The organism is Pseudomonas sp. DTU12.1, from assembly GCF_009873475.1.
Lineage (GTDB): Bacteria > Pseudomonadota > Gammaproteobacteria > Pseudomonadales > Pseudomonadaceae > Aquipseudomonas > Aquipseudomonas proteolytica.
On record NZ_CP045254.1, the window covers coordinates 2,003,748 to 2,021,098 of the forward strand.

The following is a 17,351-nucleotide window of genomic DNA, read 5'->3' on the forward strand; positions in this document are numbered from 1 at the left end:
GTCAGAACTCTAACTCGGCACTGAAGTAGAGCACATGGCGCTGGTCGTAGTGATTGTCGAGCTGGGTGGTGGGCTGGTGGTCGAGGCGTTGTTGCAGCATGCCGGCCAGCTCCAGATTGGCCTTGCCCAGGGCGATGCGTTTGGCGACCCGCATGTCGACCCGTTCAAAGCGATATTGGTTGAGTGCATCGTTGCCATAATAGAACAGCGCACTGGACCAGCCATGGCCCCATTCGCGCATCCAGCCCGCCGAACCGCTGTTGCGCGCGGTCTGTTGCCGGTCCAGCGGGTTGCTGGCGTCGGCATCCACATAAGCATAGGTCAGGCGCAGGCGGTCGGCGGTACTCAGGTGCCAGTCCAATTGGGTCTCGGTGCCGGTAAAGCGCGAGCTGTTACTGTTGCTGGCGATGTATTGGTTATTGCGCAAGGGCTCGCTGATCATGCCGGTGATTTCGTCATAGAACAGTTTGACGTCGACGTTCAGCCCGATATCGGCAAAAAAACCGTTGTAGCCCAACTCCCGGGAGCGCATCAGCTCTTTGTCGAGATCGCCCGGGCCCCGGGTCTTGACGAAATACTGGCCGACGTTCTGCCCGTAGGTGGGGGAGCTGAGGTTCGTGACCTTATAACTCCAGTTGACGTTGTTCTCGAACATGTCCGGCGAGCGGATGGCTTCGGAGTACACCGCGCGCAACCCGTGGCGCGGGTTGATCAAGTAGTTGACCGCGACCCTGGGCGTCAGCGAGTTGCCGCTCAGGTCGGTGTTTTCGTACATCGCCCCACCCTGCAACAGCCAGTGCTCGCTGGCGCGCCATTCCAGGTGGCCGAACAGGCGCCAGGTGGTGTCGTCCAGCCGGCCATTGAAGTAGGTGTCGGAGTCGGCGCGGTCGTAGCGGTAATTCATGCCGCTGACCAGGCGCAGGCTGTCGGACAGGCTCAGGGTGTCCTGGACTTCCAGGTCGTAGCGGCTTTCCTTGGTGCTTTGGTCGATGTTGCCGCAGACACTTTCCTTGCCGCCGTTATTCCATTGTTTCAGGACTTCTTCGGCCAGCGCCTGCTCTGCTGCGGAGCCTTGCGGGGGCCTACCGTTTTCATAGTCCTTCATATGCCGCGCCAACTTTTCAGCGTAGTTGGGGTTCATTTGCCACAGTTGCGTCAACTCCGGGCTGAACGAGACCTTGGCATCACAGGCCGTCCAGACCTGGCGGCGATCCCATTGCTGCGCCGAACCCTGGACATACAGGCTATGGTCGGGGTTGAAATCGAAGTTCCAGCGCAGGGATGCGGCGTAGTCCTTGGCGCTGACGTCGGAATCATTGCCACCATCGGTAATCCCGGCAAACACCGGCTTGTAGGTATACGGCCGCTGGTTGGTCCCTTCCTTGGCGTTGATTTGCCAGTCGATGCTCTGCTGCTGGTCGAGGGTCTGGCTGACCTTCAGGCTGAAGCGGTTGAGGCGCCGGCTATCGCGGTAATCGGCGCCCACACGGTCGCTGTCGAAGCCGTCGTCCTGTTGCCCGGACAGCGATAGCCGCAGGTTGCCGGTGTCCCAGCCCAGGCCCTGGCTGGCATACCAGTCGTTGATCCCGCGCTCGCCCCGGGTCATTTTCATCCGCGTGCCCAGGCTGTTGGCTGGCGAGCGGGTGAGGATATTGACCACAGCCATCAGCGAATTGGCCCCGTAGCTGACGGTGTTGGGCCCACGGAACACCTCGATTCGCTCGATATCCTCCATGGCTACCGGAATATCGCTCCAGTCCACGGTGGCGAGGCCGGCGCGGTACACCGAGCGGCCATCGATCAGCACCTGCATGCGCCGGGCTTCGCTGGCGTTGGTGCCGTGATAATTGACGGCAGCCTGGTTGCCCGAGGTGTAGCCCACCATCATCCCGGGCACCAGGCGCAGCAACTCGGCAATATCCCGTGCGCCGCTGGCCTTGATCAGCTCGCTGTCGATCACCGTCATGCTGCCAGGCACCGCGGCGGCCGACTGCTTGAGTCGGGTCGCCGTGAGGACTTGGGGCAGCGGCTGGTTGTCGAGGAACAGATCGTCGGCCAGCAACGGCGTGCTGACCAACAGCGCCAGCAACAGAGATGAACGAGGAGGAGGGCCCAAATACACGGAACGGCCTTGATAATTGCGGATAGCCGCCCATGTTAACTGAGGCGGGCGCTTTTGCCAGTCGGCGCTATCGCAATTACTGTGGTCTATTCGGCCATTTTCCGACAATCGCGGGAAATTACGGAAGGGCTGGCCGCCATCGGGCCGGCCCGTATAATGCCGCCATCGCCACTGCTATGGATTAACGGATTGCATATGACTGAACAGCGCCCAATTGCGGTCCTGGGAGGCGGAAGTTTTGGTACCGCCGTGGCTAATCTGCTGGCCGAAAACGGCCATCAGGTCCGTCAGTGGATGCGCGATCCTGAACAGGCCGAGGCCATCCGGGTCAACCGCGAAAACCCCCGTTACCTCAAGGGCATCAAGATTCATCCGGCCGTTACGCCGGTCACGGACCTACAGGCCACCCTGGATGATTGCGACCTGTGCTTCGTCGCGTTGCCCTCCAGCGCTTTGCGCTCGGTGCTGGCGCCCCATGCCGAACGGCTGGCGGGCAAGATGCTGGTCAGCCTGACCAAAGGCATCGAAGCCCAGACCTTCAAGCTGATGAGCGAAATCCTCGCGGACATCGCGCCCCAGGCCCGCATCGGTGTGCTCTCCGGGCCGAACCTGGCGCGGGAAGTGGCCGAACACGCCCTGACCGCAACCGTGGTCGCCAGTGAAGACGAGGCGCTGTGCGAACAGGTACAGGCCGTGCTGCATGGCCGGACCTTCCGCGTCTACGCCAGTGCCGACCGCTTTGGCGTGGAACTGGGCGGCGCGTTGAAAAACGTCTACGCCATTATTGCCGGCATGGCGGTGGCCCTGGGCATGGGGGAAAACACCAAGAGCATGCTGATCACCCGCGCGCTGGCGGAAATGACCCGCTTTGCGGTCAACCAGGGCGCCAACCCCATGACCTTCCTTGGCCTGGCCGGGGTGGGCGACCTGATCGTCACCTGTTCGTCGCCGAAAAGCCGCAATTACCAGGTGGGCTTTGCCCTGGGCCAGGGTTTGAGCCTGGAAGATGCCGTCACCCGCCTGGGTGAAGTGGCTGAAGGGGTCAATACCCTGAAAGTGCTGAAGGCCAAGGCCCAGGAAACCGGGGTCTATATGCCGTTGGTCGCCGGCCTGCACGCGATCCTGTTCGAAGGGCGCACTTTGAACCAGGTCATCGAGTTGCTGATGCGTGCCGAACCCAAGACTGATGTCGACTTTATTTCCACCAGTGGTTTCAACTGAGGAACGCGCGATGAACGATCCCAAAGCAGCACCCAAGTATGAATCTATCGTCCTGCGCATCCTGTGGATGCTGGTGTTTGCCCTGGTCTGGCAAGTGGCGCAGTTTATCCTCGGCGCGTTGGTGGTGGTGCAGTTGATCTACCGCCTGATCTACGGCGCACCGAACCTGGGCCTGATGAACTTTGGCGACAGCCTCAGCCAGTTCCTTGCGCAGATTGGCCGTTTTGGCAGCTTCCACAGCGAGCAGAAACCCTGGCCCTTCGCCGATTGGCCAACCCCGCGCGCCCCGGAGGGCGAGGCCGCCCACAGCGTGCCGCCGGCCCCGCACCCGGTGCGCGATGAAGAGCCCAAGCTATGAAGCTGTGGGTGTTGCGCCACGGTGAAGCCGAGTCCCATGCTTCCAGCGATGCCCAACGCAACCTGACCGAGCATGGTCGCCAGGAGGTGCTGCATAGTGCCGCACACCTGATCGGCCAGCCCATCAGCGCGATCATCGCCAGCCCTTATGTGCGGGCACAACAGACCGCGCAACTGGTGCGCGAAGCGTTGGGGTTTGTGCCAGAGATCCGCACGGTGCCGTGGCTGACGCCAGACGGCAACCCCCTGCAAGTGCTGGAAAAACTCGATACCGATGACAATGTGCTGCTGGTCAGCCATCAACCGTTGGTGGGCAACCTGATCAGTTTTCTGCAGCACGGGCACCAGCGCCAGCCCCAACCGATGCACACCGCCAGCCTGGCAGAGCTGGAAGGGAATTTTCCGCTGGCGGGGCTGATGAGCCTCAATAGCGTCAAAAACCCCTGATTGTTCAGGCACGACACAATCAACTGTGGGAGCGGGCTTGCTCGCGAATACGGTGTATCAGCCAATGAATAGAGTGGCTGACACTGCGCATTCGCGAGCAAGCCCGCTCCCACACTTATTTGTGTTGTGTCAGTAAGGAACTTGCAGTGCTCCTTTGTGCATGGAATAGTCCACCAAGCAAGTGCTTGGTTGGCTACCGTCGGAACACACAGGAGCGCGTCCCATGTCTGTCGCTTTTCGTTTGCCGCTGCAGGTTTTCTTTGAACGTGAGGCGCGCCATCCGCGCCAGCGCTTCCTGGTCCAGCCCATTGGCGGTGGCGAGGTGCAGACCCTCACCTGGGGCGAAGCCGGTCACCAGGCCCGTTGTGCCGCCCATTGGCTGCGTGCGCGGGAACTGCCCCAGGGTTCGCACATTGCCCTGATCTCGAAGAACTGCGCGCACTGGATCATCGCCGACCTGGCGATCTGGATGGCCGGGCATGTCTCCGTGCCGCTGTATCCCAACCTTACCGCCGACTCCGTAGCCCATGTGCTGGAGCATTCCGAGGCGGCGTTGGTGTTTATCGGCAAGCTTGACGACTGGCCTGCCATGGCGCCGGGCATCAAGCCTGGGCTGGCGACCATCAGCCTGCCTTTGTGCCCCAAGGGCGAATTCGACTTCACCTGGGCCGACCTGCAAGCCAGTTCGCCGATTCAGGATGACCCCGCGCCTGCGGCGACAGACCTGGCCACCATCATCTACACCTCCGGTACCACGGGTCTGCCCAAAGGCGTGATGCACACCTTCGGCGGCCTGGCGTTTGCCGCGACCCGGGGCACCGAGTTGTTCGGCCTGGGGGAGGGGGATCGCCTGCTGTCCTACTTGCCACTGTGCCATGTGGCCGAGCGCATGTTTGTCGAGATGGCCGCGATCTATACCGGGCAAACGGTGTTTTTCGCCGAAAGCCTCGATACCTTCCTTACCGACCTGCAACGCGCCCGGCCCACGGCGTTGTTTGGTGTGCCGCGGATCTGGACCAAATTCCAGATGGGCGTGTACGGCAAAATCCCGGAAAAACGCCTGGACCTGCTGCTGCGCCTGCCGTTTGTCGGCAAGCGTGTCGGCCGCAAAGTCCTTGCCGGCCTTGGGCTGGACGCGGTGCGGGTAGCCCTGTCTGGGGCCGCGCCGGTACCCGAGGCGCTCCTGCGCTGGTACCAGCGCCTGGGCCTGGATGTGCTGGAGGTGTATGGCATGACCGAAAGCTGTGGCTATTCCCATGTCTGTCGTCCTGGCCAGCAGAAGATCGGTTGGATCGGCTTGCCGTGCCCGGACGTGGAGGTGCGCATCGACCCGGCCGGAGAGGTCCAGGTGCGTAGCGGCGCGACCATGCTCGCTTACTTCAAGGACCCACAGAAGACCGCCGAGACCCTCACCGAGGACGGTTTTCTGCGTACCGGCGACAAGGGCGAGCAGGATACCGAAGGCCGTTTGCGCCTGACCGGGCGGATCAAGGAAATCTTCAAGACCAGCAAGGGCAAGTACGTCGCGCCGGCACCCATCGAAAACCGCCTGGCAGAGCACGGGCGTATCGAACAGGTGTGCGTGGTTGGCGATGGCCTGAGCGCGCCGATGGGCTTGTGCGTGCTGTCTGCGGTGGGCCAGCAGGAGGCCGCCGGCGAGGCCCGGCAATCCTTGCACGCCAGCCTGGAACGCTTGCTGGAAGAGGTTAACCAGGTGCTGGATAAACACGAGCGCTTGCGTCAACTGGTGGTGGTGAAGGACAGTTGGGCGGTGGAAAACGGCTTTCTGACGCCGACCCTGAAGATCAAGCGCAACATTATCGAGTCAACCTACGGCCCACAGTTCCCGGCCTGGAGCGCGCGCTCCGAGGCGGTGCTGTGGCAGGATTGAGCATTCAATAAAATCAAGAAGGACACTGCAATGAGCCTGTGGCGCACCGTTCCCGATATCGAGCAAATCAATGCCAGACAGAAAAACACCATTGGTGAAGTGCTGGATATTCGCTTCGAGAGCTTCGACGACCAGTCCCTGACCGCGAGCATGGTGGTCGACCATCGCACCCATCAACCCTATGGGCTGCTGCACGGCGGGGCCTCGGTGGTGTTGGCCGAAACGGTGGGCTCCGTGGCCAGCTACTTGTGCATAGACCCCGCCAAGTTCTATTGCGTGGGCCTGGAAATCAACGCCAACCACCTGCGCGGCCTGCGTTCCGGGCGGGTGACGGCGGTGGCCCGGGCGATCCATATCGGGCGCACCACCCATGTCTGGGACATTCGCCTGACCAGCGACGAGGGCAAGGCCAGTTGCGTATCGCGCCTGACCATGGCCGTGGTGCCGCTGGGCGAGACCCCGCCGGTACGATAGGCGTGGCGTGAGTGACATCATTCCTGGCAGTTACAGTCATTGCTGTAGCGGCCAGGCGTGGGGACAATCGATTTCTGTTTTTGAAGATGGGCAGGCTATGTCGCAACATGTGTTTTTCACTCATGCCAATGGCTTTCCTTCGGCGACCTACGGCAAGTTGTTCGATGCCCTGGCGCCGGAGTACGCGGTGGCGCACCTGTCGCAGCACGGCCACGACCCGCGATTTCCGGTGGATGACAACTGGCAGAACCTGGTGGACGAACTGATCCATCACCTGGAGCAACAACCGGAGCCGGTGTGGGGCGTCGGCCATTCACTGGGCGGCGTGTTGCATTTGCACGCCGCCCTGCGCTGCCCGCAGCTGTATCGCGGGGTGGTGATGCTCGACTCGCCGGTGCTGACCCTGGCTGACCGCTGGGTGATTCGCGCGGCCAAGCGCTTTGGCCTGATTGACCGCCTCACCCCCGCCGGTCGCACCCTGGGCCGGCGCGAAGAGTTCAGCGACCTGGATGCCGCCCGCCAGTACTTTTCCGGCAAGACGCTGTTCCGCGGCTTTGACCCGGAATGCCTGGAGGCCTATTTGCAGCACGGTTTGCACCAGGTGGGCGATCGCCTGCGCCTGCGCTTCGACCCGGCAACGGAAATCAGCATCTACCGGGGCGTGCCGCACACCAGCCCCGGCCAGACCCGCCAACTGAAAGTGCCGCTGGCCGTGGTGCGCGGCCGGCAGAGCCGGGTGGTGATGCGCCATCACGCCAGCGGCGTCGCGCGCCTGCCCATGGGAGAGATGCTGACCATGCCCGGCGGGCACATGTTTCCCCTTGAACGCCCGCAGGACACCGCGACCTTGATCAAGAACCTGTTTACCCGCTGGGAAGCCCGCGCGCGTGAGCGCAGTTGCGCATGACCGCACCCGTCGAAGAAGTCCGCCTGAGCCTGCCGCATATCGAGCTGGCGGCCCATCTGTTCGGCCCCGAAGATGGCCTGCCGGTGATCGCCCTGCATGGCTGGCTGGATAACGCCAACAGCTTCGCGCGCCTGGCGCCCAAACTGCAGGGTTTGCGCATTGTCGCCCTGGACATGGCCGGTCACGGCCACTCGGCCCACCGCCCGGCCGGGGCAGGTTATGCCGTGTGGGATTACGTGTTTGATGTGTTGCAGGTGGCCGAGCAACTGGGCTGGAAACGTTTTGCATTACTTGGTCACTCCCTCGGGGCGATTGTCTCCACGGTGTTGGCCGGGGCCTTGCCAGAGCGTGTGACGCACTTGGGGTTGATCGACGGTGTGATCCCGCCGACCGCCACCGGCGAGAATGCCGCCGAACGCATGGGCATGGCGTTGCAGGCGCAAATCAACCTGCAAGACAAGCGTAAACCGGTGTACGGCACCCTTGACCGCGCGGTGGAGGCGCGGATGAAGGGCGTGGTCGCCGTCAGCCGTGAAGCCGCGGAACTCCTGGCCCAGCGCGGCTTGATGCCGGTGCCGGGCGGCTACACCTGGCGCAGCGACAGTCGCTTGACCCTGGCATCGCCGATGCGCCTGACGGAAGAACAGGCCATGGCCTTCGTGCGCCGGGTGGCCTGTCCCGCGCAGTTGGTGGTGGCGCAAGAGGGCATGCTGGCCAAACATCCCGAGCTGCTTTCCCAGCTTCCTTTCGCGGTAACCACCCTTGCAGGTGGCCATCATTTGCACCTGAACGACGAGTCGGGGGCGGCTCTTGTTGCAGACTGTTTCAATCGCTTCTTCACCGCGCCTTGACTTGGCGGGGGCAACTGTCGAGGCTGGGCGGATTGAAAGGGAGTCAACCATGAACAATCCGAATATCGCGAAGGCATCCACCGGCCAAGGCGCACCGATCCGATGAGTAGTGCCAAGGGAATTATCCGTGTGCTTGGGCTGTGCTGCATCAGCCCGTTGGTTTTCGCTGCTGATCTGCCGGGAAGCCAGGATCTGCCCAGCGTGGCTCGACAGGTGGATTCGCAGATTGTCGACTACCGTCCCGCCGAAGAAAAAGAACGCATCTACCCCATGGGCGCGATCCGCAAGATCAGCGGCCAGTTGCGCTACGAAGGTCAGGCCACGGCGCGGGGCCAAGTGACAGCCATCACCTATGAACTGCCCGCCGAGCACAGCTCCAGCGCGGCCTTCAAATCCACGCGCGAGGCGTTGCAAGAGCAAGGCGCGCAGTTGCTGTTCTGGTGCCAGGCACGCGATTGTGGCGAAAGCAGCTTGTGGGCCAACGAAGTGCTGGGCAACTCCAAACTGGTTGGCGCCGATGGCCAGCAGGAGTTCCTGTTGCTGCGCCTGGCAGCCCCCCAGGACAACTCCCTGGTAGCGCTCTACGGCATTACCCGCGGCAACCGTCGCGCTTACCTGCATGTGGAACAAATGGACGCCAGCGCGCCCCTGGGGCAATTACTACCCACCTCGGCCACCCTGCTGCGCGAATTGAAAAGCACCGGCGACCTGGATTTCCCCTTGCTGGGGGCAGAACCCGACGCAACGTGGCTGACCCTGATTTCCCGTGGATTGAACCTCGATACCACCTTGCGGGTCAGTGTGAGCGGGCCTGACGCCGAAGCCTGGCGCCAGGGCCTGATCGACAAGGGCGTGCGTGCGGCGCGATTGGAAACCGGCACGGGTGAGGCCAAGGGCCTGCACCTGCAAGTTATCCGCTGATCGTTCCAGGGCGAACGGACCCGCGCCGTTCGCCTAAGCTCTCCCTCAACAGACTTCTTTTCGAGAAACCACATGCTCAACAATGATCGCCTGCTGGTGCAGATCCTGCTCCTGGTGCTGTTTGGTGCCAGTTTCTGGGTGATGGCGCCGTTCTGGTCGGCGCTGTTCTGGGGCGCGGTGCTGGCATTTGCCAGTTGGCCGCTGATGCGCCTGTTGACCCGTGCCCTGGGTGGGCGCGAGTCACTGGCAGCGGGGATCCTGACCCTGGGCTGGATGTTGCTGGTGGCAGTGCCGCTGGTGTGGCTGGGCTTCAACCTGGCCGACCATGTGCGCGACGCCGTGGCGCTGATCAAGGATGTGCAGGTCGATGGCTTGCCCGAAGCACCCACTTGGCTGGGGGCGATCCCCTTTGTCGGGGAGCGGCTGGTGGGCATGTGGGACAGCATCGACCAACAGGGCGCAGCCTTGATGGTCACGATCAAGCCGTACCTGGGGCAGGTCGGCAACTGGTTGCTGGCCCGTAGTGCGCAGATCGGCGGCGGCATCCTGGAACTGACCCTGAGCCTGGTGTTCGTGTTCTTTTTCTACCGCGACGGGCCGCGCCTGGCGATGTTCGTCCACCGCCTGCTGGAGCGCTTGATTGGTGAGCGTGCCGGTTACTACATCGACCTGGTGGCCGGCACGGTACAGCGGGTGGTCAACGGCGTGATCGGCACCGCCGCCGCCCAGGCATTGCTGGCACTGATCGGCTTCCTGATCGCCGGGGTGCCAGGGGCACTGGTACTGGGTATCGTCACCTTCCTGCTGAGCCTGATCCCCATGGGACCGCCGCTCGTCTGGATCCCGGCCACCGCCTGGCTGGTGTGGAAGGGCGACTACACCTACGCGGTGTTCCTCGGCGTCTGGGGCACGTTCATCATCAGCGGCGTGGACAACGTGCTCAAACCGTACCTGATCAGCCGCGGCGGTAACCTGCCGCTGGTGATCGTGTTGCTGGGGGTATTTGGTGGGTTGATTGCGTTTGGCTTTATCGGCTTGTTTATCGGGCCGACATTGCTGGCGGTGGCGTACAGCCTGTTGACGGATTGGAGTGCGAGCCAGGCGCAGGTTCGCCGGGAAGACAAGGTGGGCTGATCCGTTGCCGGCGATGACGGCCTTGAGGGTTGCGGTGAATCTGCAGCCGTCATCGCCGGCAAGCCGGCTCCTACAGGGGTTAACCCCTGGGTAGCCACATTTTTGCCGTCAACCCTCCGCCCGGTGTTTCCTCCAGATCCAATCTACCGCCCAACCGCTCCACCGCCTCCTTGGCAATGGTCATGCCCAACCCCACGCCCCCGGAATTGCGATTGCGCGAGCCTTCCAGGCGGAAAAACGGTTCGAATACCGCCTCGCGCTGTTCGGCAGCAATCCCCGGGCCATGGTCGATTACCCGGATCACCAACGCCTGGGGGCTGTCCTGCAGTTCGATGCGTGCCGTACCGGCATAGCGCAGGGCGTTGTCGATCAGGTTGTTCAGGCATGAACGCAAGGCCATGGGCTGTACTTGCAGCGGCGTACTGTGGCCCTGGCACTGCACGTCCGCGCCCTGGTCCTGGGCGTTTTCGCTCAGGGACTGCACAAGTGCCTGCACGTCCAGCCACTGCCGGCTTTCGCCAGTGCGTTGTTCGTGCAGGTAGCTCAAGGTGGCGTCGAGCATGCCGATCATGTCGTCCAGGTCCTGGCGCATCTGGCCCTGCAGGCGCAGATCGTCGATCTGCTCCAGGCGCAGCTTGAGCCGTGAAAGTGGGGTGCGCAGGTCGTGGGAAACCGCGCCAAGCATGCGGGCGCGCTGGCTGACCTGTTCGCGGATGCGGCGCTGCATCAGGTTGAAGGTCGAGGCGGCCTGGCGCGCTTCAAGTGGGCCGGATTCGTCCAGGGGCGGGCTGTCCAGGTCCACACTCAAACGCTCGGCGGCCGCGCTCAAGCGCTGGATCGGGCGGCTGAGCAACTTGGCGCCGAACCACGCGGCGATGATCAGCGAGATAAACTGGAACGTCAGCGGCACCACCGGGCCGCCGAACCAGGGCCGTCCATGGGCCTGGGGCGCGGCCTGCAAAGAGCCGTCCGCCTGCTCGATCATGACGTCTACGGGCGGTGGTGGCGGCGGGCCGTAGTGGTGAAACCAAAAGAACGCCAGCACATGGGCCAGCACAATGGCTATCAGCAGCACCCCGAACAAGCGGCCAAACAAGGTGTTGAAGGCGTTGCGCATCAGCCGATGTCCCGCGCGTCGAGTAGCCTTCGCCGCGTACGGTCTTGATCAGTTGCGGGGCCTTGGGGTCGTCTCCCAGTTTCTGGCGCAGGCGCGAGACCAGCAGGTCGATGCTGCGATCAAAGGCTTCGATCGAGCGTCCACGGGCCGCATCCAGCAGTTGTTCACGGCTGAGCACCCGGCGCGGGCGTTCGATGAACACCCACAGTAAACGGAATTCGGCGTTGGACAGCGGTACTACCAGGCCATCATCCGCCACCAGTTGGCGCAGCACGCTGTTGAGGCGCCAGTGATCGAAGCGGATATTGGTGCGTTGCTCAGTGCGGTCATCACGCACCCGACGCAGGATGGTCTGGATCCGCGCCACCAGCTCCCGCGGTTCGAACGGCTTGGACATGTAGTCGTCAGCCCCCAGTTCCAGGCCGATAATGCGGTCGGTGGGTTCGCAGCGAGCCGTCAGCATCAGGATCGGGATATCCGATTCGGCCCGCAGCCACCGGCAAATCGATAAACCATCTTCGCCGGGCAGCATCAGGTCGAGCACCACCACATCAAAGGTCTCGGTTTGCATGGCCAGGCGCATGGCGGCGCCGTCGGTCACACCGCTGGCGAGGATGTTGAAGCGGGCCAGGTAATCAATCAGCAGTTCGCGGATCGGCACATCGTCGTCGACGATCAACGCGCGGGTGTTCCAGCGTTTGTCCTCGCTGGCAAGTTCATGGGGCAGGGCGGAAGGGATATGCATGGTGCGATCATCTGCCAGGTTGGCCGTCAGGCCCAAGGGCCGCAGCGGGGTAATTGCGTGAGCATAGGCGCCGTGTCGGGCCGTGCGGGCAAGGCTACTGCCGGGGCATGTTGTAGGCGTGTCGTGAATGTATCGACTTTGAAATATTAGCCGGTTATTCCAGGGAAATAGGCGCTTGCCGAGGATTTACCGATCATCGGATCCCGCAAAGCCGCTGCTTGCGCTACAATCCGCGCCGATTTCGACTTGCCTGAGAGCCCATTCCAATGTCCGTCTGCCAGACTCCTATCATCGTCGCCCTGGATTACCCCACCCGTGACGCCGCACTGAAGCTGGCTGACCAGTTGGATCCCAAGCTCTGCCGCGTCAAGGTCGGCAAGGAACTGTTCACCAGCTGCGCAGCAGAAATCGTCGGCACCCTGCGTGACAAGGGCTTCGAGGTGTTCCTCGACCTGAAATTCCACGATATCCCCAACACCACCGCGATGGCAGTCAAGGCCGCCGCCGAGATGGGCGTGTGGATGGTCAACGTTCACTGCTCCGGCGGCCTGCGCATGATGGCTGCGTGCCGTGAGGTGCTGGAGCAGCGCAGCGGTCCCAAGCCGTTGCTGATCGGTGTGACCGTGCTGACCAGCATGGAGCGTGAAGACCTGGCCGGCATCGGCCTGGATATCGAGCCCCAGGAACAAGTGCTGCGCCTGGCTGCCCTGGCGCAGAAGGCCGGCCTCGATGGCCTGGTCTGCTCGGCGCTGGAAGCTCAGGCGTTGAAGGCCGCCCATCCGGCGCTGCAGTTGGTGACGCCGGGGATTCGTCCGGCAGGCAGCGCCCAGGACGACCAGCGCCGTATCCTCACGCCGCGCCAGGCGCTGGATGCGGGTTCTGATTACCTGGTGATTGGTCGCCCGATCAGCCAGGCGGCTGACCCGGCCAAGGCCTTGGCCGCTGTGGTCGCCGAAATCGCCTGATGCCCTTGGGCTAAACACGTAGGAGCTGGCTTGCCTGCGATAGCATCACCTCGTGGTTACTGAAAAACCGAGGTGTCTGCATCGCAGGCAAGTCAGCTCCTACATTGGTTTGGGGTGTCAGTTGACCTTCAGCACCAACTTGCCGAAGTTCTCGCCGTTGAACAGCTTCATCAACGTCTCCGGGAACGTCTCCAGGCCCTCGACAATATCCTCCTTGCTCTTGAGCTTGCCTTGGGCCATCCAGCCGGCCATTTCCTGCCCGGCGGCGGCAAAGTTCGCCGCATGATCCATCACCACAAACCCTTCCATGCGCGCCCGATTGACCAGCAGTGACAGGTAGTTGGCGGGGCCCTTCACGGCTTCCTTATTGTTGTACTGGCTGATGGCTCCGCAAATCACCACCCGCGCCTTCAACGCCAGGCGGCTGAGCACGGCGTCGAGGATGTCGCCGCCAACGTTATCGAAATAGACGTCCACGCCTTTTGGGCATTCGCGCTTGAGGGCGGCCGGTACGTCTTCGTGCTTGTAGTCGATGGCCGCGTCGAACCCCAGTTCATCCAGCAAAAACTTGCACTTGTCGGCGCCGCCGGCAATCCCCACCACGCGGCAACCCTTGATCTTGGCGATCTGCCCGGCAATGCTGCCCACGGCACCAGCGGCCCCGGAAATCACTACGGTATCGCCGGCCTTGGGCGCGCCGGTGTCGAGCAGCGCGAAGTAGGCGGTCATGCCGGTCATGCCCAGCGCAGACAAATAGCGCGGCAGGGGCGCCAGTTTCGGGTCGACCTTGTAGAACCCACGCGGCTCGCCGAGGAAGTAATCCTGCACGCCCAGGGCGCCGTTGACGTAATCGCCTACGGCGAATTTCGGATTGTTCGAGGCAATGACCTGGCCTACGCCCAATGCGCGCATGACTTCACCAATGCCCACCGGCGGGATGTAGGACTTGCCTTCATTCATCCAGCCACGCATGGCCGGGTCGAGGGACAGGTATTCGTTGCGCACCAGCACCTGGCCATCCGCCAGGTTGCCCACCGGTACTTCCTGGTAGGTAAAGGTGTCCCGCGTGGCCGCGCCGACCGGGCGTTTGGCAAGCAGGAATTGGCGGTTGGTCTGGGCAGTCATGGCAAGGACTCTGGGTAAATGAGCCTCAAGTGATAGACCTTCCAGGCGCCGGGAGCAAGTTCGGCCGACCGCTGCGAATGCCCGTCGATAGGCTGGCTTGATAGTGGGCACGGCAGGCTTATCACTGCTACGCATGGGGGCTCAACTGGCCTTCTGATAGTGCTGACGCGCGGTGCCGGGCCCTGGCTATGCTGGGCCCACGGGCATTCATCCAAGGATATAAGCAATGAGCATGACGTTTTCCGGCCAGGTTGCCCTGGTCACCGGTGCCGCCAACGGTATTGGCCGCGCCACTGCCGTGGCATTCGCCGCAGAAGGCTTGAAAGTTGTGGTCGCCGACCTCGATGTGGCGGGCGGCGAGGGCACGGTCGCGTTGATCCGCGAGGCAGGCGGCGAGGCGCTGTTCGTGCGCTGTAATGTGACCCTGGAGGCGGATGTGCAACAACTGATGCAGCAGGTACTGCACAGCTATGGCCGCCTGGACTACGCGTTCAACAATGCCGGCATCGAGATTGAACAGGGCAAGCTGGCTGATGGCACCCTGGATGAGTTCGACGCCATCATGGGCGTCAACGTCAAGGGCGTGTGGTTGTGCATGAAGTATCAGTTGCCGTTGCTGCTGGCTCAGGGCGGTGGGGCCATCGTCAATACCGCATCGGTTGCGGGGTTGGGCGCTGCGCCGAAGATGAGTATTTATGCCGCATCCAAGCATGCGGTGATTGGCCTGACCAAGTCGGCGGCCATCGAGTATGCGAAAAAGAAAATCCGCGTCAACGCGGTGTGCCCGGCGGTGATTGACACCGATATGTTCCGCCGCGCCTATGAAGCCGATCCGCGCAAGGCCGAGTTTGCTGCCGCCATGCATCCGGTCGGGCGCATTGGCACCGTCGAAGAAATCGCCAGTGCAGTGCTGTATCTGTGCAGCGATGGCGCCGCGTTCACCACGGGGCATGCATTGGCGGTGGACGGTGGTGCCACGGCTATCTAGGACCTGCGGCGGTGTACCGCTGAGAAAGTGATTTTAAAGGCTGTGGGGCGTTTCCGTAGGTGGCAAGATGCCCTCGGTCATTGTGTTTCACTAGGTAAATAATTCAATAAAATCAATAATTTAATAAATTTATGAACAGGGCGACCCTGACCTTCTGTGCTTAACTGTTTTGAGTTAAATGCCAAACAGTTGAAGGGGGTGGCTCATGGATTTAGGGATCAATCGGCAGGCCCCGGTACCGGTGGTTCAGCAAATTGTCAGCGCCATTGCCGCATGGATTCGGGAGAGTGGGGTCAGCCCCGGGACGCGCCTGCCTTCCATCCGGCAACTGGCCCATGACAACCTGCTCAGTCAATCCAGTGTGATCGAGGCCCTTGAGCGAATGGTGGCCGCAGGGGTGCTGGCTTCAAGGGCCGGCTCGGGGTTTGTGATCGCCGCGCAACCGGTTGCCAGCACTCCCCTGGGGGAATACCAGTGGTATGAAGGGGCGGAGCGCCGGTGGGGGGCCTTTACCGATAACCAGTTGGGTGAGTTGAAGCTGGGGTGTGGCTGGCTTCCGGATGCCTGGCGTGAAAGCGATGACATCAGTTACGCCATCCGCGAAATCAGCCGTACCGACACCGCTGGCGTCTTCAGTTACAGCACCCCTCTCGGGCTGCCGGCGTTGCGCGAACAATTGCACAAGCGCCTGACGCAGATCCAGGTGAGCACCACTGCCGAGCGGATCCTCACCACCCACGGCGCCAGCCATGCGCAGGACTTGTTGATACGCACCTTGCTCAAGGCTGGCGATACGGTGGTGGTTGAAACCCCTGGCTACGGCAACCTTTATCGTCAGTTGGCTTTCCACGGTGTCACGATGCTGGAGGTTCCCAGGGCCCGCAGTGGCCCGGACATCCAGGCCCTGGAAGCGCTGCTGGTGACCCACCGTCCAAAATGCCTGTTCATCCATAGCCTTTACCACAACCCGACCGGCACCAGCCTGTCGCTGGCGGTGGCCGAACGTCTGTTGCATCTGGCCCATAGCCGGGACTTCCTGATTGTCGAGGAAGATGTCTATGGCGACCTGCAACACGCCTCGTGTGTCCGGCTGGCGGCGCTACCCCATGATGATCGGGTGATTTACGTCTCGAGTTTTTCCAAGACCCTGAGCAGCGCGCTACGGGTGGGCTATCTCACGGGCAGTACCGCGGTCATCACTCGTTTGCTCAAGCTCAAGACCCTGACCGGTATCGGCACCTCCCGCTTCGCTGAGGCGGTGGTGGCGAGCCTGTTGGCCAACGGCACCTACCGCAAATGGCTGCAACGCCTGCGCAGGCGGTTGAGCGCGGAGATGGCCAAGACCCTGCAGGTGCTGGAGGACGAAGAGTGGGAGGTCTTTGCGGTGCCCGCGGGCGGCATGTTTGTTTGGGCCCGCCCGCAGACGGGGGGCGCGGCAATGTTGCACGCGAGGGCCAGACGGCTGGGGGTCTTGCTGTCTTCCGGGGAGTTGTTCAGCCCTGTCGGCGAGCACGCGGATTGGCTGCGGATCAATGTGGCCTATGCCGGCGATCATCGAGCGTTGGCGTTGTTCAAGGCCATGGGGCCTGCGGGATCGACCTCTACCATCCTGAAAACGACGGGCGTGTAGCTTTTTGCCATTATTGTGGCGCCAACGTCTTGTGTTGCGGGGCCCGGGGTTGCGAATCTCGTCCCATGGAAACCCGGCATGCTGGCATTCGCCACGCCAAGAGGACTTTGCGCAATGATTTTGGCCGTGCAACGACGATTTGCCAACCTTGGGCTGGCGAGGAAGCTGGGGCTGGGGTTTGCCCTGGTATTGCTGTTGACTGCACTGGTGGCGGCGATTGGTGTGTGGTCTCTGCAAAGTGTTGGCCAGCGTTTTGTGGGGCTCAAGGGCATGTCCTCGCTCAATCAGGGGCTGCTGAACGTGCGCTTGATCGAGCAGGAGTATGCGCTGCGCACCGATACCAAGTCGGTCGAGGCCCTGCATGAACGGGTTGACAGCCTGGTAGCCGAAGCCCTGGCACTCGACATGACCGAGGTCGAGCAGGCCCTGGGCGCCTATCGCAAGGCGTTTGACGAG

General features: G+C 62.4%; 15 protein-coding genes and 1 pseudogene. 12 read left to right on the plus strand and 4 right to left on the minus strand.

Going from position 1 to position 17,351, the window contains the following annotated elements; genetic code table 11:
• Window position 1: 1 nt before the first annotated feature.
• Window positions 2-2,122, minus strand: a complete 2,121-nt coding sequence (locus GDV60_RS08940) for a TonB-dependent siderophore receptor (RefSeq protein ID WP_159906897.1) — start codon at window positions 2,120-2,122, stop codon at window positions 2-4.
• Window positions 2,123-2,317: 195 nt separating this feature from the next.
• Here GDV60_RS08940 and GDV60_RS08945 point away from each other — a divergent pair, with 195 nt between their 5' ends.
• From GDV60_RS08945 to GDV60_RS08985, 9 genes are all read left to right on the plus strand, one after another.
• A complete protein-coding gene (locus GDV60_RS08945) occupies window positions 2,318-3,343 on the plus strand; it encodes an NAD(P)H-dependent glycerol-3-phosphate dehydrogenase (RefSeq protein WP_029292720.1) in 1,026 nt (341 codons plus the stop codon).
• 10 nt (window positions 3,344-3,353) lie between these two features.
• The gene (locus GDV60_RS08950) at window positions 3,354-3,701 is read left to right on the plus strand and encodes a DUF4389 domain-containing protein (protein WP_029292722.1); all 348 of its coding nucleotides are present in this window, start codon (window positions 3,354-3,356) and stop codon (window positions 3,699-3,701) included.
• A complete protein-coding gene (sixA, locus tag GDV60_RS08955; RefSeq protein WP_092234749.1) occupies window positions 3,698-4,147 on the plus strand; it encodes a phosphohistidine phosphatase SixA in 450 nt (149 codons plus the stop codon). The genes GDV60_RS08950 and sixA overlap by 4 nt, the downstream gene beginning before the upstream one ends.
• Window positions 4,148-4,370: 223 nt before the next feature.
• Complete coding sequence (locus GDV60_RS08960) at window positions 4,371-6,038, plus strand: AMP-binding protein (protein ID WP_159906899.1); 1,668 nt, start codon at window positions 4,371-4,373, stop codon at window positions 6,036-6,038.
• A gap of 30 nt (window positions 6,039-6,068) precedes the next feature.
• Window positions 6,069-6,512 carry a hotdog fold thioesterase gene (locus GDV60_RS08965; protein ID WP_070995390.1) on the plus strand — a complete coding sequence of 148 codons (444 nt, stop codon included), beginning with the start codon at window positions 6,069-6,071 and terminating at the stop codon, window positions 6,510-6,512.
• Window positions 6,513-6,609: 97 nt separating this feature from the next.
• Window positions 6,610-7,419, plus strand: a complete 810-nt coding sequence (locus tag GDV60_RS08970; RefSeq protein WP_070995389.1) for an alpha/beta fold hydrolase — start codon at window positions 6,610-6,612, stop codon at window positions 7,417-7,419.
• A complete protein-coding gene (locus GDV60_RS08975; RefSeq protein WP_029292733.1) occupies window positions 7,416-8,270 on the plus strand; it encodes an alpha/beta hydrolase in 855 nt (284 codons plus the stop codon). The genes GDV60_RS08970 and GDV60_RS08975 overlap by 4 nt, the downstream gene beginning before the upstream one ends.
• A 102-nt stretch (window positions 8,271-8,372) precedes the next feature.
• Window positions 8,373-9,191: a DUF4892 domain-containing protein gene (locus GDV60_RS08980; RefSeq protein ID WP_070995388.1), complete on the plus strand. Its 819-nt coding sequence runs from the start codon at window positions 8,373-8,375 to the stop codon at window positions 9,189-9,191.
• A gap of 72 nt (window positions 9,192-9,263) precedes the next feature.
• Complete coding sequence (locus GDV60_RS08985; RefSeq protein WP_159906901.1) at window positions 9,264-10,325, plus strand: AI-2E family transporter; 1,062 nt, start codon at window positions 9,264-9,266, stop codon at window positions 10,323-10,325.
• A 79-nt stretch (window positions 10,326-10,404) separates the two neighbouring features.
• Here the strand turns inward: GDV60_RS08985 and GDV60_RS08990 are convergent, their stop codons facing one another.
• Complete coding sequence (locus GDV60_RS08990) at window positions 10,405-11,442, minus strand: ATP-binding protein (RefSeq protein WP_159906903.1); 1,038 nt, start codon at window positions 11,440-11,442, stop codon at window positions 10,405-10,407.
• Window positions 11,442-12,187: pseudogene (locus GDV60_RS08995) on the minus strand (response regulator). The gene GDV60_RS08990 and the pseudogene GDV60_RS08995 overlap by 1 nt, the downstream one beginning before the upstream one ends.
• A 266-nt stretch (window positions 12,188-12,453) precedes the next feature.
• On the opposite strand from GDV60_RS08995, the gene pyrF reads away from it, so the two are divergent.
• Window positions 12,454-13,152 (plus strand): orotidine-5'-phosphate decarboxylase, encoded by a 699-nt coding sequence (gene pyrF / locus GDV60_RS09000; RefSeq protein ID WP_029292743.1) that lies wholly within the window; start codon window positions 12,454-12,456, stop codon window positions 13,150-13,152.
• Between the two features lie 117 nt (window positions 13,153-13,269).
• On the opposite strand, the gene GDV60_RS09005 is transcribed toward pyrF, so the two are convergent.
• Window positions 13,270-14,277 carry an NADP-dependent oxidoreductase gene (locus tag GDV60_RS09005; RefSeq protein WP_092234766.1) on the minus strand — a complete coding sequence of 336 codons (1,008 nt, stop codon included), beginning with the start codon at window positions 14,275-14,277 and terminating at the stop codon, window positions 13,270-13,272.
• Window positions 14,278-14,503: 226 nt separating this feature from the next.
• Between GDV60_RS09005 and GDV60_RS09010 the strand changes: the two genes are divergently transcribed.
• Window positions 14,504-15,265: an SDR family oxidoreductase gene (locus GDV60_RS09010; RefSeq protein WP_029292747.1), complete on the plus strand. Its 762-nt coding sequence runs from the start codon at window positions 14,504-14,506 to the stop codon at window positions 15,263-15,265.
• A 205-nt stretch (window positions 15,266-15,470) separates the two neighbouring features.
• Window positions 15,471-16,895, plus strand: coding sequence for a PLP-dependent aminotransferase family protein (locus GDV60_RS09015; protein ID WP_092234772.1), 1,425 nt, complete (start codon window positions 15,471-15,473; stop codon window positions 16,893-16,895).
• Window positions 16,896-17,351: the final 456 nt, after the last annotated feature.

Excerpts from the sequence above, each read along its gene's own strand:
- GDV60_RS08945 (WP_029292720.1), top strand. The coding sequence starts at position 2,318 with ATGACTGAACAGCGCCCAATTGCGGTCCTGGGAGGCGGAAGTTTTGGT.
- GDV60_RS08950 (WP_029292722.1), top strand. The coding sequence starts at position 3,354 with ATGAACGATCCCAAAGCAGCACCCAAGTATGAATCTATCGTCCTGCGC.
- sixA (WP_092234749.1), top strand. The coding sequence starts at position 3,698 with ATGAAGCTGTGGGTGTTGCGCCACGGTGAAGCCGAGTCCCATGCTTCC.
- GDV60_RS08960 (WP_159906899.1), top strand. The coding sequence starts at position 4,371 with ATGTCTGTCGCTTTTCGTTTGCCGCTGCAGGTTTTCTTTGAACGTGAG.
- GDV60_RS08965 (WP_070995390.1), top strand. The coding sequence starts at position 6,069 with ATGAGCCTGTGGCGCACCGTTCCCGATATCGAGCAAATCAATGCCAGA.
- GDV60_RS08970 (WP_070995389.1), top strand. The coding sequence starts at position 6,610 with ATGTCGCAACATGTGTTTTTCACTCATGCCAATGGCTTTCCTTCGGCG.
- GDV60_RS08975 (WP_029292733.1), top strand. The coding sequence starts at position 7,416 with ATGACCGCACCCGTCGAAGAAGTCCGCCTGAGCCTGCCGCATATCGAG.
- GDV60_RS08980 (WP_070995388.1), top strand. The coding sequence starts at position 8,373 with ATGAGTAGTGCCAAGGGAATTATCCGTGTGCTTGGGCTGTGCTGCATC.
- GDV60_RS08985 (WP_159906901.1), top strand. The coding sequence starts at position 9,264 with ATGCTCAACAATGATCGCCTGCTGGTGCAGATCCTGCTCCTGGTGCTG.
- GDV60_RS08990 (WP_159906903.1), bottom strand. The coding sequence starts at position 11,442 with ATGCGCAACGCCTTCAACACCTTGTTTGGCCGCTTGTTCGGGGTGCTG.
- pyrF (WP_029292743.1), top strand. The coding sequence starts at position 12,454 with ATGTCCGTCTGCCAGACTCCTATCATCGTCGCCCTGGATTACCCCACC.
- GDV60_RS09005 (WP_092234766.1), bottom strand. The coding sequence starts at position 14,277 with ATGACTGCCCAGACCAACCGCCAATTCCTGCTTGCCAAACGCCCGGTC.
- GDV60_RS09010 (WP_029292747.1), top strand. The coding sequence starts at position 14,504 with ATGAGCATGACGTTTTCCGGCCAGGTTGCCCTGGTCACCGGTGCCGCC.
- GDV60_RS09015 (WP_092234772.1), top strand. The coding sequence starts at position 15,471 with ATGGATTTAGGGATCAATCGGCAGGCCCCGGTACCGGTGGTTCAGCAA.